This is a genomic window from Streptomyces sp. NBC_00154 (assembly GCF_026342835.1).
In the GTDB taxonomy this organism is placed as follows: domain Bacteria; phylum Actinomycetota; class Actinomycetes; order Streptomycetales; family Streptomycetaceae; genus Streptomyces.
Genome location: NZ_JAPEMI010000001.1, coordinates 5729519 through 5744872, shown reverse-complemented (window position 1 = coordinate 5744872; position 15354 = coordinate 5729519). Strand labels below are relative to the sequence as shown.

General features: G+C 71.1%; 16 protein-coding genes. 6 read left to right on the top strand and 10 right to left on the bottom strand.

All coding sequences use genetic code 11. The annotated features are described in order from the left end of the window. Positions 1 to 8: 8 nt before the first annotated feature. The 5 genes from OHA03_RS25740 to OHA03_RS25720 all read right to left on the bottom strand — a co-directional run bounded on the left by OHA03_RS25740 (position 9) and on the right by OHA03_RS25720 (position 5697). Positions 9 to 1220 carry an acetylornithine transaminase gene (locus OHA03_RS25740; protein WP_267006140.1) on the bottom strand — a complete coding sequence of 404 codons (1212 nt, stop codon included), beginning with the start codon at positions 1218 to 1220 and terminating at the stop codon, positions 9 to 11. Then, entirely contained in the window at positions 1217 to 2137 is a 921-nt protein-coding gene (gene argB, locus OHA03_RS25735; RefSeq protein ID WP_030968605.1) for an acetylglutamate kinase, read from the bottom strand. Before argB ends, OHA03_RS25740 begins: the two co-directional genes overlap by 4 nt. Continuing rightward, complete coding sequence (argJ, locus tag OHA03_RS25730; RefSeq protein WP_267006139.1) at positions 2134 to 3288, bottom strand: bifunctional glutamate N-acetyltransferase/amino-acid acetyltransferase ArgJ; 1155 nt, start codon at positions 3286 to 3288, stop codon at positions 2134 to 2136. The genes argB and argJ overlap by 4 nt, the downstream gene beginning before the upstream one ends. Continuing rightward, a complete protein-coding gene (argC, locus tag OHA03_RS25725; protein WP_267006138.1) occupies positions 3285 to 4313 on the bottom strand; it encodes an N-acetyl-gamma-glutamyl-phosphate reductase in 1029 nt (342 codons plus the stop codon). Before argC ends, argJ begins: the two co-directional genes overlap by 4 nt. 301 nt (positions 4314 to 4614) lie before the next feature. Further along, entirely contained in the window at positions 4615 to 5697 is a 1083-nt protein-coding gene (locus tag OHA03_RS25720; protein ID WP_267006137.1) for a hypothetical protein, read from the bottom strand. Between the two features lie 313 nt (positions 5698 to 6010). Here OHA03_RS25720 and OHA03_RS25715 point away from each other — a divergent pair, with 313 nt between their 5' ends. The 3 genes from OHA03_RS25715 (at position 6011) to OHA03_RS25705 (ending at position 7715) form a co-directional block, all read left to right on the top strand. Next, entirely contained in the window at positions 6011 to 6508 is a 498-nt protein-coding gene (locus OHA03_RS25715; RefSeq protein WP_267006136.1) for a peptidylprolyl isomerase, read from the top strand. A 222-nt stretch (positions 6509 to 6730) separates the two neighbouring features. Continuing rightward, positions 6731 to 7474, top strand: coding sequence for a Clp protease N-terminal domain-containing protein (locus tag OHA03_RS25710; RefSeq protein WP_267006135.1), 744 nt, complete (start codon positions 6731 to 6733; stop codon positions 7472 to 7474). 49 nt (positions 7475 to 7523) lie between these two features. Further along, on the top strand, positions 7524 to 7715 hold the full coding sequence (locus OHA03_RS25705; protein ID WP_267006134.1) for a DUF1059 domain-containing protein: 192 nt from the start codon (positions 7524 to 7526) through the stop codon (positions 7713 to 7715). Between the two features lie 138 nt (positions 7716 to 7853). Here the strand turns inward: OHA03_RS25705 and OHA03_RS25700 are convergent, their stop codons facing one another. From OHA03_RS25700 to OHA03_RS25685, 4 genes are all read right to left on the bottom strand, one after another. Then, complete coding sequence (locus OHA03_RS25700; protein WP_267006133.1) at positions 7854 to 9005, bottom strand: serine hydrolase; 1152 nt, start codon at positions 9003 to 9005, stop codon at positions 7854 to 7856. Between the two features lie 112 nt (positions 9006 to 9117). Beyond that, complete coding sequence (locus OHA03_RS25695) at positions 9118 to 9693, bottom strand: histidine phosphatase family protein (RefSeq protein ID WP_267006132.1); 576 nt, start codon at positions 9691 to 9693, stop codon at positions 9118 to 9120. 48 nt (positions 9694 to 9741) lie between these two features. Further along, positions 9742 to 10188 (bottom strand): GNAT family N-acetyltransferase, encoded by a 447-nt coding sequence (locus OHA03_RS25690; protein WP_267006131.1) that lies wholly within the window; start codon positions 10186 to 10188, stop codon positions 9742 to 9744. Then, positions 10181 to 11662 (bottom strand): PLP-dependent aminotransferase family protein, encoded by a 1482-nt coding sequence (locus tag OHA03_RS25685; RefSeq protein ID WP_267006130.1) that lies wholly within the window; start codon positions 11660 to 11662, stop codon positions 10181 to 10183. Before OHA03_RS25685 ends, OHA03_RS25690 begins: the two co-directional genes overlap by 8 nt. On the opposite strand from OHA03_RS25685, the gene OHA03_RS25680 reads away from it, so the two are divergent. After that, complete coding sequence (locus OHA03_RS25680) at positions 11661 to 12578, top strand: DMT family transporter (RefSeq protein WP_267006129.1); 918 nt, start codon at positions 11661 to 11663, stop codon at positions 12576 to 12578. The genes OHA03_RS25685 and OHA03_RS25680 overlap by 2 nt on opposite strands. Positions 12579 to 12652: 74 nt before the next feature. After that, positions 12653 to 12865 (top strand): DUF1918 domain-containing protein, encoded by a 213-nt coding sequence (locus OHA03_RS25675; protein WP_267006128.1) that lies wholly within the window; start codon positions 12653 to 12655, stop codon positions 12863 to 12865. A 56-nt stretch (positions 12866 to 12921) separates the two neighbouring features. On the opposite strand, the gene OHA03_RS25670 is transcribed toward OHA03_RS25675, so the two are convergent. Next, positions 12922 to 14217 carry a glycoside hydrolase family 10 protein gene (locus tag OHA03_RS25670; RefSeq protein ID WP_267006127.1) on the bottom strand — a complete coding sequence of 432 codons (1296 nt, stop codon included), beginning with the start codon at positions 14215 to 14217 and terminating at the stop codon, positions 12922 to 12924. Between the two features lie 190 nt (positions 14218 to 14407). Here OHA03_RS25670 and OHA03_RS25665 point away from each other — a divergent pair, with 190 nt between their 5' ends. Beyond that, a complete protein-coding gene (locus tag OHA03_RS25665; RefSeq protein WP_267006126.1) occupies positions 14408 to 15268 on the top strand; it encodes a 3-hydroxybutyryl-CoA dehydrogenase in 861 nt (286 codons plus the stop codon). Positions 15269 to 15354: the final 86 nt, after the last annotated feature.

Sequence of the window (15354 nt, the reverse complement as noted above, 5' to 3'; positions counted from 1 at the left end):
TCGTCGCCTCATTCTCCGGAGCGCTTCTCTCCGAATTGTCCGTCCCCGTGTGCCGCGTCGAGAGCGCCGGGCAGTGCCGCCAGGAACGCATCCACCTCTGCGTCCCCGATGATCAGCGGCGGCATGAGCCGTACGACATCGGGGGCGGGCACGTTCACCAGGAGTCCGGCTCCCTGAGCCGCCTGTTGCACCTGCGGCGCAAGGGGCTCGGTGAGCACGATACCCAGCAACAGACCGGAGCCACGGACGTGGGAGACCAATGGGTGCCCCAGGGCTTCGACACCGTCCCGGATCCTCTCGCCGAGCCGCTTCACCCGGTCCAGGGCGCCGTCGGCGGCGAGCGTGTCCAGAACGGCGAGACCGGCGGCGCAGGCGATCGGATTGCCGCCGAACGTCGTGCCGTGCTGGCCGGGCTTGAGCAGGTCGGCCGTCGCGCCGAAGGCGACGGTGGCGCCGATCGGCAGCCCGCCGCCGAGCCCCTTGGCGAGGGTGACGATGTCGGGCTCGACGCCCTGGTGGGCCTGGTGCTCGAACCACTGGCCGCACCGGCCGATACCGGTCTGCACCTCGTCGAGGACGAGCAGGGTGCCGGTGGCCCGGGTGATCTCCCGGGCGGCCTCCAGATAGCCCATGGGCGGGACGACCACACCGTTCTCGCCCTGGATGGGCTCGATGATCACCAGCGCGGTGTCGGTGGTCACCGCGGCCCGCAGGGCGTCGGCATCGCCGTACGGCACATGTGTGACGTCACCGGGCACCGGAAGGAAGGGGTCCCGCTTCTTCGGCTGGCCGGTGAGGGCGAGCGCGCCCATCGTCCGGCCGTGGAAGCCGCCGTCGGTGGCGACCATGTGGGTCCGCCCGGTGAGCCGGCCGATCTTGAAGGCCGCCTCGTTGGCCTCGGCGCCCGAGTTGGAGAAGTAGACGCGGCCGGTGCGGCCGAAGAGCTGGAGGAGCCGTTCGGCGAGCGCGACGGGCGGTTCGGCGATGAAGAGGTTGGAGACATGGCCCAGCGAGGCGATCTGAGTGGAGACGGCCTCGACGACCGCGGGGTGGGCGTGGCCCAGCGCGTTCACCGCGATGCCGCCGACGAAGTCGAGGTACTCGGTGCCGTCGGCGTCCCACACACGGGCACCGTCGCCGCGGACCAGGGAGAGCTGCGGGGTGCCGTAGTTGTCCATGAGCGAGCCCTGCCAGCGCTGCGAAAGCTCGGCATTGGTCATGCTTCCCCCTGTGCGTCGGGTACGTCGGCTGCGTCGGGCACGACCATCGTGCCGATGCCTTCGTCGGTGAAGATTTCCAGCAGGATCGAGTGCTGGACCCGGCCGTCGATGACACGGGCGGTCTCGACACCGTTGCGTACGGCGTGCAGGCAGCCCTGCATCTTCGGGACCATGCCGCTGGACAGCTCCGGCAGCAGCTTCTCCAGCTCGGTCGCGGTGAGCCTGCTGATCACGTCGTCGCTGTTGGGCCAGTCCTCGTAGAGGCCCTCGACGTCGGTGAGGACCATCAGCGTCTCGGCGTTCAGCGCGGCGGCGAGTGCGGCGGCCGCGGTGTCGGCGTTGACGTTGTAGACGTGGTTGTCGTCGGCGGAGCGCGCGATGGAGGAGACGACCGGGATCCGGCCGTCGTCGAGCAGCGCCTGGATGGCCCCGGTGTCGATCGCGGTGATCTCGCCGACCCGGCCGATGTCGACGAGTTCACCGTCGATGGTGGGGCGGTGCCGGGTGGCGGTGATGGTGTGGGCGTCCTCGCCGGTCATGCCGACGGCGAGCGGGCCGTGCTGGTTGAGCAGGCCGACGAGCTCGCGCTGGACCTGTCCGGCCAGCACCATCCGTACGACGTCCATGGCCTCGGGCGTGGTGACGCGCAGCCCGGCCTTGAACTCGCTGACCAGGCCCTGCTTGTCGAGCTGGGCACTGATCTGCGGGCCACCGCCGTGCACGACAACGGGCTTGAGGCCGGCCTGCCGCAGGAAGACGACGTCCTGGGCGAAGGCCGCCTTCAGCTCCTCGTCGATCATGGCGTTGCCGCCGAACTTGATGACGACGGTCTTGCCGTTGTGCCGGGTCAGCCAGGGCAGGGCCTCGATGAGGATCTCCGCCTTCGGGAGTGCGGTGTGTTTCCGCGCCGCACTCATGAGCTGTACGCGCTGTTCTCGTGGACGTAGTCCGCGGTGAGGTCGTTGGCCCAGATGACTGCGGACTCGGTTCCGGCGGCCAGGTCGGCGGTGATCTCGACCTCCCGGTAGCGCATGTCGACGAGGTCGCGGTCCTCGCCGACGCCGCCGTTCTTGCACACCCAGACGCCGTTGATGGCGACATTCAACTGGTCGGGCTCGAAGGCCGCCTTCGTCGTGCCGATCGCGGAGAGGACCCGGCCCCAGTTGGGGTCCTCGCCGTGGATGGCGCACTTGAGGAGGTTGTTACGCGCGATGGAGCGGCCCACCTCGACGGCGTCGTCCTCGGTCGCGGCGTTGATGACCTCGATCCGGATGTCCTTCGAGGCACCCTCGGCGTCACCGATCAGCTGCCGGGCCAGGTCGGCGCAGACGGTCCGTACGGCCTCCGCGAACTCGCCCTGTTCCGGGGTGATACCGCTCGCACCGGAGGCCAGCAGCAGCACGGTGTCGTTGGTCGACATGCAGCCGTCGGAGTCGACCCGGTCGAAGGTGGTGCGGGTGGCGGCGCGGAGCGCGGAGTCGAGACCGGCCGCGTCCACATCGGCGTCGGTGGTGAGGACGACCAGCATGGTGGCAAGTCCCGGCGCGAGCATGCCCGCGCCCTTGGCCATCCCGCCGACGGTCCAGCCCTTGCCGCCCGCGACGGCGGTCTTGTGGACGGTGTCCGTGGTCTTGATCGCGATGGCGGCCTTCTCGCCGCCGTGCTCGCTCAGCGCCGCGGCGGCGGTCTCGATGCCGGGCAGCAGCTTGTCCATCGGGAGCAGCGTGCCGATCAGCCCGGTCGAGGCGACGGCGATCTCACCGGCGCTGTGGCCGACCAGGACCTCGGCCGCCTTCTCGGCGGTGGCGTGGGTGTCCTGGAAGCCCTGCGGGCCTGTACAGGCGTTGGCGCCACCGGAGTTGAGAACGACGGCAGTGACTTCGCCGCCCTTGAGGACCTGCTCCGACCAGAGAACGGGGGCGGCCTTCACGCGGTTGGAGGTGAAGACTCCCGCGGCGGCGCGGCGCGGCCCGTTGTTGACCACGAGGGCCAGATCCGGGTTGCCGCTCTCCTTGATCCCCGCGGCGATACCCGCCGCCGAGAACCCCTGTGCTGCCGTGACGCTCACGGTGCCACTCCGATCGTGGAAAGACCAGTGTCCTCGGGAAGTCCGAGGGCGATGTTCATGCTCTGCAGAGCGCCGCCGGCAGTTCCCTTGGCAAGGTTGTCGATGGCGCTGATGACGATGATCCGGCCTGCCGCCTCGTCGTGGGCGACCTGGATCTGTACAGCGTTGGAACCGTAGACGGACGCTGTGGCGGGCCACTCCCCCTCGGGGAGCAGATCGACGAACGGTTCCTCGGCGAACGCCTTCTCGTACGCGGTACGAACCGACTCGGCACTCACCCCCGGCTTCGCCTTTGCGCTGCACGTGGCGAGGATGCCGCGGGGCATCGGCGCGAGGGTCGGCGTGAAGGAGACCGTGACCGGCTCACCGGCTGCGGTGCTGAGGTTCTGGACCATCTCCGGGGTGTGCCGGTGGACGCCGCCGACGCCGTACGGGGACATGTTGCCCATCACCTCGGAACCGAGCAGATGCGGCTTGGCCGCCTTGCCCGCTCCGGAGGTACCGGACGCGGCGACGATCACGGCCTCGGGCTCGGCGAGCTGGGCCGCGTACGCCGGGAAGAGCGCGAGGGAGACGGCCGTCGGGTAGCAGCCGGGCACCGCGATCCGCTTGGACCCGGCCAGCGCGGCGCGGGCACCGGGCAGTTCGGGCAGACCATAGGGCCAGGTCCCCGCGTGCGGCGACCCGTAGAACTTCTCCCAGTCGGCGGCGTCCGTCAGCCGGAAGTCGGCGCCCATGTCGACGACGAGCACCTCGTCACCGAGCTGCTGCGCGACGGCGGCGGACTGCCCGTGCGGCAGGGCGAGAAAGACGACGTCGTGTCCGGCGAGGACCTCGGCGGTGGTCGGCTGCAGCACCCGGTCGGCGAGCGGCCGCAGATGGGGCTGCAGGGCGGCGAGCTTCTGCCCCGCGTTGGTGTTGGCGGTGAGGACACCGATCTCGACGTCGGGATGTACCAGCAGCAGACGGAGCAGCTCCCCGCCGGCGTATCCGCTTGCTCCTGCTACCGCTGCACGTACCGGCATCGAAATCCTCCTCGTCGATGGCATGACTATACGCATCGCTGCAGTTTTATGCAAAGACTCCAACGAAGAACAGGCCGCGCCGCTGAATCCGAGCGTGCCAGTCGGCCCTTCCGGCGCGGACGGCGCACTGCGGTCCCGCCGGGCCGCCCGGCGCCGTCAGCCGGCCCGAGGCACAGGCCGCCGCACCTGCGCCGGCCGGCCGAGGACGAACCGAAGACCTGCGGGGTGTGGCGTTGCGGAAACCGAGCACCGCACTCGGCCGCGCAGGTCGGGTGCGGCGCTCGGTCGCACCCCACCGGCGTCACGCGATCGACGGGTCCGACTCCTCCTCCACCGTCCAGGCCGGACCTTCGGGCAGCGACCGGGTCGCCTCTCCCATACCGCGCAGCGCGAGGACGACCAGGGTCGCCGCCGCCGAGACGCACAGGAGCCAGTCGAGCAGGGCCGGCAGCCGGTCGGGGCCGATGTAGAGGACGGGGGCGATGAGCAGGGCGGCGAGCAGGGCGCCGCCGAGTATCCGGGTGTGCACAGGTGCGGCGAACTTGGCGGTGCGGGGCAGGCGCCGGACCGCGCGGTCGGACGACGGGGGGCGGGTTCCGGTCAGGTACGGGCGCGCCTCGTCCGGATCCGTGAGCCCCATGAGCACCTCACCGCCGTCGGAGACGAATGCCGCGGGCAGCTCCGCCTCGATCAGCTTCCACCGCTGCGGCCAGCAGAGCCAGCCTTCCTGACCGCCGAGGCGCAGGGCCGCCCGGCCCACCTCCTCGGGGTCACCGCCGAGCCTGATCACACGTTCGCCGTCCTGGAGGACGAGCCAGTGGAACTGGGTGACGTCGAGTTCGCCCGGCTTGCCGCCACGCTGGAGGTAGCGCATCCGGACGGGTTCGCCGACCCGGACACGTACGGCGTGGAGCTCGCCCCGCGTGGCGTCGTCCGCCAGTACGCGGAACTTGCTGCGCGCCACGCCCTGGCCGGCCCTGCCGCGAGCGAAGAGGAGGACTTTCACCGTCACGACGAAGACCAGGATGATCAGCAAACCTGAGAGCACCCCACCCGAACCGGCGGCCAGCCGGGTCAGGACGAGCGGGGTCAGGACAAGAAGGACGGTTCCGGTCGCCCGGCCCACGTCACGGGCGGGCAGCGGGAGCCGGTGCGGCAGCGGCGGCCGCTCTCCCGCGACGGACGGCGCGGCGCCGAGCGGCGGCGCCGTACGGCAGGCGAGCGCCCAGGCTCCGGCGGTGACGGCGGCCGCTCCGAGTGCGCCGACCATGTCCCAGCGCGGGGCGGGGGCGTCGTAGCGCACGAAGACCAGGGACAGGGCTACGCCGGCGCAGACCAGAGCGGTGCTGCCGAGGGCCCGGGTGATGAGGGTGGAACGTCGCATGGGCGTCCTTGACCGGTGACGTGGAGCCGGGGTGGGGCACCGTCTCGCGGGGCTGGGTGTGCACATGCCGGCCGCGTCCGCGGTGGGATGCGCGAGGGGGAGCGGTGGCCGTGCGCGACACATCAGTGTGGACTGTGATCCGGAGCGAGGGCAAAGGGGCGCCGCTCAACCTTTTCTGATCCAGCGTCAGCTCATTCTGTCGCCTGCGCCCACATGGGTCCCACTCCCGGTCCACCTGGTCGCCCCCGGGCGATCGGGCCCTCGAACCACCCCGTGCGGTGGTGACCGACAGCCCGGATGTCAGGATGGAACCATGACGACCAAGGTTTTTTTCGACATCACCATCAATGACGAGCCCGCCGGGCGGATCACGTTCAACCTGTTCGACGACGTGGTCCCGAAGACTGCGGAGAACTTCCGCGCGCTGGCGACCGGCGAGAAGGGCTTCGGCTACAAGGGCTCCTCCTTCCACCGGGTCATCCCCGACTTCATGCTCCAGGGCGGCGACTTCACCAGCGGCGACGGCCGCGGCGGCAAGAGCATCTACGGCGAGAAGTTCGCCGACGAGAACTTCAAGCTCACGCACAGCAAGCCCGGCCTGCTCTCGATGGCGAACGCGGGCCCGAACAGCAACGGCTCGCAGTTCTTCATCACCACGATCGTGACGTCGTGGCTGGACGGCAAGCACGTCGTGTTCGGCGAGGTCGACGGCCAGGAGAGCATGGACCTGGTCAAGAAGATCGAGAGCTACGGCTCGCAGAGCGGCAAGACCCGGGCGAAGGTCACCATCGCCGACTGCGGCGTTCTCTGACCGTACGAGGGACTCGCGGGCGCACCTGAGGCGCCTGGCCGGGACGGACCACTCCCCCTGGCCCCCTCAGGACGCGACACCGCCCCCTAGCGCGAACCGCACCCGAGCGCGTCGGACCGGCCACCTGCCGGACCGGCGCGCTCTGCGCGTCTGCGCACGCCCCCTTCCATGCATTGTCAACCGAAGGTTGACAATGCATGGCTGTCAACCTACGGTTGACGCATGACGAATCCCGTACGCATGACGAACCCGGTCCGGCTCGACGACCTCATCGAGGCCATCAAGAATGTCCACTCCGACGCTCTCGAGCAGCTCTCGGACGCGGTCATCGCCGCCGACCACCTCGGTGACGTGGCCGACCATCTGATCGGCCACTTCGTCGACCAGGCCCGGCGCTCCGGAGCCTCCTGGACGGAGATCGGCAAGAGCATGGGGGTGACCCGGCAGGCGGCCCAGAAGCGCTTCGTCGCCAAGGCCCCCGGCGAACCGTCGGACCTCGACCCCGGTCAGGGGTTCAGCCGGTTCACCCCGCGGGCGCGGAACGTCGTGATGGCCGCACAGAACGAGGCCCGCGCCGCGGGCAACGACGAGATCCTGCCCGAGCATCTGGCACTCGGGCTGCTCAGCGAGCCGGACGGGCTCGCCGCGGCATTCATCAAGGCACAGGGCATCGCGCCGGACTCCGTCCGCCAGGCCGCGACCGAGGCGCTGCCGCCTGCGGCCGACGAGCTCCCGGAGCTCATCCCGTACGACGCGGGGGCCCGCAAGGTGCTGGAGCTGACGTTCCGGGAGGCCCTGCGGATGGGCCACAACTACGTGGGCACGGAGCACATCCTCCTCGCCCTGCTGGAGCACGAGGACGGCTCGGGCGCGCTGAGCGGACTGGGCATCGACAAGGCGACCGCGGAGACCGGCATCGCCGAGGCCGTCACGCTCGCCGTCGCCCGCGCACGCCAGGAGGACTGACCCGGCACGAATGGTCGCAATAGAGTGGAAGGGAGCAAGGAGGTGCCTCATGCAGAAGGTCACCGACTGCCGGGAGTACCCCAGCGAGACGAAATGCACCCTTGCCCTCTCCGGTGAGCCGGAGGAAGTGGTCCGCGCCACCAGTGATCTGGCCGTGTCGGTGCACGGTCACGCGGACGACCAGGAGATCCGGGAGCAGACCGGGGCCGGACTGCGGGACGAGCCCACCCAGCTCGCCTGAACCGCACCCCGCACCACATACGGACACACGCACCGGAGCCGCGGCACACGTCTCCCTGTGGCCGACGCCGAGGGGCGGGTGCCCGACACCTGTGAACCGACCTCGCGGCCGGGCCGGGGAACCGGCCCGGCCGACGCGTCACAGCGCCTCGTACACCGCCTCGATCAGCGCCATCTTGCGCGGGTCGTCGGCGATGCGCGGGCCCATCCGGTTCATGACGTACCCCAGAGCGACGCCCGCCTCCGGGTCGGCGAGACCGCAGGAGCCGCCCGCACCGTCGTGGCCGAAGGCGCGCGGGTTGGGGCCGTACGAACCCTGTGGGCCGCTCAGCCACAGGCCGAGGGCGATCTCCGTGTCGTGGTCGAAGCCGATGCCGAGCACCAGGTCCCGACAGCTGCCCTGACCCTCACGGGCGCGCTCGACGGCCTCCTCGGAGAGGATCCGCCGGTCGCCGAGCCGGCCCCGGCCGGCGAAGATCCCGTACAGCGCGGCGACGGCGCGGGCGGTGCCGTGGCCGTTGGCCGCGGGGATCTCGGCAGCCCGCCACTCGGGTGTGTTGGCCGCGGGCGCGCCGGTGGGCGGGTTGAGCAGCGAAGCGACGGCCACCGGTGCCATCCGGGCGAACAGCGCCGCCTGCTCGCCCGCGGCGGACTTCGGCACGACGAGCTCCGCGACGCGGTCCGCCTCCTTCTCGGGAAGGCCGATGGTGAAGTCGATGCCGAGCGGTCCGGTGACCTCCTGCCGGAGAAACTCGCCCGGCAGCAGTCCGGTGATCCGGCGGATGACCTCACCGACCAGGAAGCCGTACGAGAGCGCGTGGTATCCCGATCGGGTTCCGGGCTCCCACCAGGGCTCGGTCGCCGCCAGCCGGGTGGTGGTCACCTCCCAGTCGTACAGCTCGGCCAGACTGTGCGGTTCGCGCAGCCCGGCCACACCCGAGCGGTGCGAGAGCAGATGGCGTACGAGCACGGCTTCCTTGCCGGCCGCGGCGAATTCCGGCCAGTACGTGGCGACGGGGGCGTCGAAGTCGAGCAGCCCCCGGTCGGCGAGGATGTGGGCGCAGAGCGCGGTCGGGCCCTTGCTGGTGGACCAGACGTTGACCAGGGTCTCCCGTTCCCAGGGACGGGTACGGGCCTCGTCGGCCCAGCCGCCCCAGAGGTCGGCCACGGGTTCCCCGCCGACCAGGACCGTGACGGCCGCGCCGAGTTCGTCGCGCTCCCGGAAATTCGCTTCGAATGCGGCGCGCACGCCTGAGAATCGGTCGTCGCAGTGGCCATGAATCTGCGGCACGGTGGTCTCCCTCGCCTGGGCATGCCTGGTGGTGCAGGGTCGATGGGCAACATACCGACTGGTCGGACCGGCGGGAAGATGCCGCGCACCCGCCGGGGGACGGTTCATCGGGTCAGTGGGGGCCTGCTTCGAGGCGCAGGCTCCAGCGGCCCGGCAGTCCGGTGAGCGTGATGGTGGAGAGCGGGCGGACGTCGACGTTCCAGTACGTCGAGGGCGGCGCCCCCAGCGCGTAGACGAGGGCGGCCCGGACGACGGCCGGCTCCGCGACGGCGACGATCGAACCCTCGCAGGCGGGGCGGGTGTCCAGCCAGCCCCCTATCCGTGTGATGAACGCGAGCAGAGGTTCGCCGCCGTGCGGTGCCGAGCGCGGGTCGGCGAGCCAGGCGTCGACCGCGGCCGGTTCGCGGGCTGCCACATCGGAGAGGGTCAAGCCGCGCCAGCGGCCCATGTCGCAGTCGCGCAGGGCCGGTTGGGCCATCGGGGCGTAGCCGAGCGCCTCGCCGGTGGCGCGGCTGCGTGCCGTCGGTGAGCAGTAGCGCAGTTCGGCGGCGCCCAGAGGCACCAGGGCCTGCGCGGCGAGCTGCACCTCGTGCCAGCCGGCCTGGTCGAGCGGCCGGTCGTCGTCGAAGCGCTCGGCGAGCAGTGAGGAGCTGCGCGCCGCGGCGACGAGCGAGACTCGAACACTCATGGCGGAGATCGTGGAGCGGAACGCCGCCCAGGTCAAGGGGGCGCCTTGTCAGACGGATCCGACGACGTCGAGCCGGAGGTACATCCACTTCTCGGGGTTCCTCAGCGGCTTGAAGCCGACCTTCTCGTAGACCCCGTGGGCGTCGTCGGTGGCGAGCGTGAGCCTGCGGATGCCGGTCGGGGCGAGGTGGTCGCGCACGGCGGCGGCGAGCCGGGTGCCGAGACCGTGACCGCGGGCCGACCGCTCGACGTACACATCACAGAGCCAGGCGAAGGTGGCATGGTCCGTCACCACCCGGGCGTAGCCGACCTGCTCCCCCGAAGTGGTGTCGTACGCAACGAAGTTGAGCGATCCGGCGATGGCCAGGTCCTGCTTCTCGCGGGTACGACCGAGGGCCCAGTAGGCGTCGGTGGAGAGCCAGTGGTGGATCCGGGCCGGGTCCAGCCGGGCCGGATCGGACGAGATCTCGTAACGCTGCTGGGGGCTGTCAGTCATGTCCGGAGGATAGGTGGTGCGCGCCGGGGGCGGCGAAGAGTTTGTCGCAGGCGGCGCGCAGCCGCCGCACGCCCTCGGCGATCTCGCCCGCTCCGGCGACCGTGGCGAAGCTCAACCGCACCTGGGCGGACGGAGGTTCGGCGCAGTAGTAGGGGCGGCCCGGCGCGATCGCGACACCCGTGCGCAGCGCGGCCGAGACGAGCGCCGCTTCGTCCGCGCTGGTTGCGGCGTCCGGCAGCCGCAGCCAGAGACTGCCGCCGCCCGAGGGGATGTACGGGAGCGAGAAGTCGGGCAGTTCCAGTCGCAGCGCGACCGTCATGGCGGTCCGCCGGTTCTTCAACTCCGTCGATACGGACCGCAGATGGTGACCCCAGGCCGGGGAGCCGACCAGTTCCAGGGCGGCTTCCTGGAGCGGGCGGGGGACGAAGAAGTTGTCGACGACCTGGAGGGCACGCAGCCGTTCCAGTACCGGTCCGCGGGCGGCCAGCGCACCCACCCGCAGGCTGGGTGAGGTGATCTTGGTGAGGGAGCAGACGTGCACGACGACGCCGTCGGGGTCGTCGGCGGCCAGCGGCGCCGGCAAGGGACCCGCGTCGTCGTGGACGAGCCGGCGGGCGAAGTCGTCCTCGATGACGAAGGCCCCCGCCTCGCGGGCGATCCGGACGACCTCGCCGCGCCGGTCCGGGGCGAGGACCGCACCGGTCGGGTTCTGGAAGAGCGGCTGGCAGACGAAGACGCGCGCGCCGGTGGCCCGGAAGGCTGCGGCGAGCAGTTCGGGTCGCACCCCGTCGGCGTCGACCGGTACCGGGACCGGCCGCAGTCCGGTGGCGCGGGCGGCCGCCAGCATGCCCGGGTAGGTGGGCGATTCGACCAGGACGGGGGCGCCGGGCGGGGCGAGCGCGCGCAGCGCGGTGGCCAGGGCGCTCTGGCCGCCCGCGGTGATCAGTACGTCGGCGGCGGTGAGCGAGGGCCCGATCTCGCGGGCGAACCAGGCGCGCAGTTCGGTGAGACCGTCGGTGGGCGGACGGCCCCAGGCGCCGGGGCGGCGGCCGGCCCGGGCGAGGGCGGCGGCGAGTGCCCGCTCGGGCTGGAGCGAGGCGTGGAGGTAGCCGCCGTTCAGTTCGATGACGCCGGGCGGCGGTGCGACGAGTGTGACCAGGACACCGGACGCGTCGACGGTTCGCGGCACGACCTCGGGGCCGCCGTCGCCGCTGAGGGAGATCTCCTGCCAGGAGGTGTCGCCGGGCGGGGACGCGTCGGTACGGGGCTGCGCCCGGAAGGCGCCGGAGCCGGGGCGGGTGACGACGAGCCCCTCGGCGGCGAGCTGCGCGATGGCCCGGGAGACGGTCACGGGGCTGACCCGGAAGCGCTCCACGAGGACCCGACTCGACGGCAGCTTCCCGCCTGGTGAGTAGCGGTTCAGTTCATCCCGGAGGGAAGTGGCCAATGCGGCGACACTGCTACGCTCTTGCATGACAGCACAGGATAGCGCTACCCGATCCACCTCGATAGCGGTTGCCCCTCAGGCGGGCAGGAGCGGCACTCTTCTCGCCGGACTCGGCGTGGTCGCCTTCTCGCTGACGTTTCCGTCCACCGTCTGGGGGCTGGAGAGCTTCGGCCCCTGGTCGCTGGTGACCCTGCGCAGCCTGCTCGCCGCGCTGATCGCGGGCGGGGTGCTGCTCGCGGGGCGGGTCCCGGTACCGGACCGGCGCCACTGGAGCGGGCTCGCGGTCGTCGCGGGCGGTGTGGTGATCGGCTTCCCGCTGCTGACGACGCTGGCCCTGCAGACCTCCACCTCGTCGCACGCGGCGGTCGTCGTGGGGCTGCTGCCGCTGACCACGGCGGTGCTCTCGTCGCTGCGGACCGGGACACGCCCGCCGCGTACGTTCTGGATCGCAGCGCTGGCCGGGGCGGCCGTGGTCATTGTCTTCACCGTGCAGCAGAGCGGCGGCGCACTGTCCGCGGGCGATCTGTATCTGTTCGGCGCGCTGCTGGTCTGCGCGGCGGGGTACACGGAGGGCGGCAGGCTGGCGGGGGTGATGCCGGGGTGGCAGGTGATCGGCTGGGCGCTGGTCCTCGCGGCGCCGCTGATGGTGGCGGGCGCGGCGGTCGCGCTCTCCTTCGAGCCTGTGCGGCTGACCGCACACGGGGTCATCGGCCTGGTGTGGGTGGCGGTGGGTTCGACCTTCGTCGGCCTGTACGTCTGGTACCGCGGCATGGCGGCGATCGGTGTTCCGCGGGCCAGTCAGCTTCAGCTCGCGCAGCCGCTGCTGACCCTGGTGTGGTCGTTCCTGCTGCTCGGCGAGGAGGTCTCGGCGGCCGCGCCGGTGGCGGCGGTGGCCGTGCTCGTCTGCATCGCGGCCACCCAGCGGTCGGGGGCCAGGCGGTAGTCCGTCCGGTGCGCACGGGCGTCCGGTCATAGACTTGTCGACAAGGACCGCCACCCGTGAGGAGGTCACTCCCGATGGAGGCACACCCGGGCGACCGGCTGCTGACGCACGGCAGGACCGTGGGCCAGCCTGACAAGGTCGCAGAGATCGTCGAAGTGCTCGGTGACGGGGGCGCTCCCCCGTACCGCGTCCGCGCCGACGACGGACACGAACACCTGGTTTCGCCAGGTCCTGACACCGTCGTCCAGCACACCGTGGTCCGGCGCCGGGGCCCGGAGACCCTCTAGGGGCCCCCGGGCGGACCATCCCCGACCGCACCACAGCAAGGTGCGCTCCCCTCGGGTCAGCGAGGAGGGCGCACCCTGCGGCGATAGTGGTCGGCGACGACCTGCGCCATCGTGCCGATCCGGTCGGTCACGACGTCCTTCCCCGAGAAGTAGACATGGCCGCGGACCTGGTCGTAGTCGGCGGCGAAGTCGAGATGGCGGGAGAGTTCGGCCGGGTCCTGCCAAGCCGCGGGCTGGGCCGGGTCGCCGGCCTTGTAGAGCGCCTCGCCGACGAAGAGATCGACGCCCGTGCCCCGTACGACCTCGTCCCACCAGGGCAGCAGCTTGGCGTAGTCGGCGGCGGCGAAGCCGATGTTCCAGTAGATCTGCGGGCAGATGTAGTCGATCCAGCCCTTCTTTACCCAGCCGCGGGTGTCCGCGTGCAGATCGTCGTAGGTCTGCACACCCGCCTTGGTGTCCGAGCCGAGCGGGTCGGTCGCGGCGTTGCGCCAGACTCCGAACGGGCTGATCCCGAACTGGACGTTCTTCTTGATCTTCTTGATCCGCTCGGCCGTCTCGCGCACCAGCTTGTCGGTGTTGTCGCGGCGCCAGGCGGCCTTGTCCGGGAAATTCGCACCGTATTTCGCATACGTGGCATCGTCGTCGAAGACCTGTCCGGCGACCGGGTACGGGTAGAAGTAGTCGTCCCAGTGGACGGCGTCGATGTCGTAGCGGCGGACCGCGTCGAGCATTGCGTCCTGGACGAAGCGGCGGACCTCGGGCAGTCCGGGGTTGTAGTAGAGCTTCCCGCCGTACGGCAGGACCCAGTCGGGGTGCAGCCGTGCGGGGTGGGTGGGGATCAGCCGGGAGGGGTCGGTGTGATTGGCGACCCGGTACGGGTTGAACCAGGCGTGCAGTTCGAGGCCACGCCGGTGCGCCTCGCGCACGGCCGTGCCCAGCGGGTCCCAGCCGGGGTCCTGGCCCTGTACCCCGGTGAGGTACTGGGCCCACGGCTCGTAGGGTGACGGCCAGAACGCGTCGGCGGTCGGCCGGACCTGGAGGATCACGGCGTTCAGCCGCCGGTCAACGGCCTCGTCGAGGTAGGCGATCAGCTCGGCCTGCTGCTCCGCCGCCGTGAGTCCGGGCGCCGACGGCCAGTCGATGTTCGCGACGGTGGCGACCCACATGCCGCGCAGCTCACGCCGGGCGACGGAGCGGGAGCGGGGCTCCTGCCCGGACGACCCACCTGTCCGGGCCTTCGGAACGGTCTGCGGTACGGCGACGGCCTCACCCGCCCCCGCGGTCCCTGCAACTACCCCCGCGACCACTCCGGCCGCACCCGCCACAAAGCCCCTTCGGGCGATTTGCCGCATTCCGTTGCCACCTGCCGTCTCTGTGTCCTCATCCATCACCCTGGTATCCGGGCGCAACGCTGAGCATGCCCGCCCCGGCCCGTCATGGTCCATAGGTCGCGGAGTAACGTCGGGGGGTCGAGGCAGGGCCCGGAATCAGACGGGTGTCCGCCGAACGGAGATCAGCGAAAGGCACGAGGTGACGGACTCTATGGCCGACATTGCACGCGTCGGAGTGGTGGGCTGTGGCCAGATGGGCGCAGGCATCGCGGAGGTGTGCGCCCGCAGCGGCCTCGAGGTCAAGGTGGCCGAGACCACCGGCGAGGCGCTGGAGATCGGTCGCACCCGGCTCCACAACTCCCTCTCCAAGGCCGCCGAACGCGGCAAGATCACGGAGGCGGAGCGCGACGAGACACTCGGTCGCCTCAGCTTCACCACCGACCTCGGCGAGTTCGCGGACCGCGATCTCGTCATCGAGGCCGTCGTGGAGAACGAGCAGGTCAAGACCGAGATCTTCCAGGTGCTCGACCAGGTGGTGACCCGGCGGGACGCGATCTTGGCCTCCAACACCTCGTCCATCCCGCTGGTGAAGCTGGCCGTCGCGACCTCGCGCCCGGACCAGGTCATCGGCATCCACTTCTTCAACCCGGCCCCGGTGCAGAAGCTCGTCGAGCTGATCCCCGCGCTGACCACGTCCGACGAGACGGTCACGCGCGCCGAAGCCCTGGTGCAGGACGTGCTCGACAAGCACCCGATCCGCGCCCAGGACCGCTCCGGCTTCGTCGTCAACGCGCTGCTGATCCCGTATCTGCTCTCCGCGATCCGGATGTTCGAGTCGGGCATCGCCAGCCGCGAGGACATCGACAACGGCATGGAGCTCGGCTGCGCCCACCCGATGGGCCCGCTGAAGCTCTCCGACCTGATCGGTCTGGACACCGTGGCCTCGGTCGCCGACTCGATGTACGCCGAGTTCAAGGAGCCGCTGTACGCCGCTCCCCCGCTGCTCCTGCGGATGGTGGACGCGGGCCGGCTCGGCCGCAAGACGGGCTCGGGCTTCTACCCGTACTCCTGACCGCTGATCGGGGCCGCGCGGGGCCGGCCGGGGATGCCCCGGCCGGCCCCGCGTGCGTGACTGTCACGGAGCCCGGGTCCCGACCG